Source organism: Agrobacterium sp. a22-2 (assembly GCF_012276985.1).
Classification (GTDB): domain Bacteria; phylum Pseudomonadota; class Alphaproteobacteria; order Rhizobiales; family Rhizobiaceae; genus Allorhizobium.
Genome location: NZ_JAAXMM010000059.1, coordinates 1 through 447, shown reverse-complemented (window position 1 = coordinate 447; position 447 = coordinate 1). Strand labels below are relative to the sequence as shown.

1 protein-coding gene is annotated in these 447 nt (G+C 62.6%); it reads right to left on the bottom strand.

Going from position 1 to position 447, the window contains the following annotated elements:
- Positions 1-447, bottom strand: a 447-nt coding sequence (locus tag HFC70_RS26365; protein ID WP_168476297.1) for an AMIN domain-containing protein, incomplete at both ends; no start/stop codon positions are given.

The following is a 447-nucleotide window of genomic DNA, read 5'->3' as shown; positions in this document are numbered from 1 at the left end:
GTACTTGCCGATAGCGCCGGGATCTTCGCCGCCGTGGCCGGGATCCAGCATGATGACGATCGGCCGATCGCGCCCCGCCTTGCCGGCCTGCGGCGCTTCCGGCGGCAGCGTGCGCTCCAGATCGCCCTTGTTGTAATCTTCCAGTAACGCCAGTAGCGGATCATACTCCTCACCCCCGCTGCCGCCCTTGGTCGGATAGAGATCCATCACCAGACGGTTGCGATACTCCGGCACCGGCGCCAGCGTGAAAATATGCGGGCTGACGCTTTGTTTGAGCTCCAGCACCAGCCGCACGGTATTCTGATCAAACTGGCCGACGCGCGCCTGCTTGAGATAAGGATCGTCGGCGCGCACCTGCCCGGCGATGCCTTTCAGCACGCTGTTGAGGTGAACACCTTCGATGTCCACCACCACGCGATCGGGATTGGTCAGGGCGAACTGCTTGTA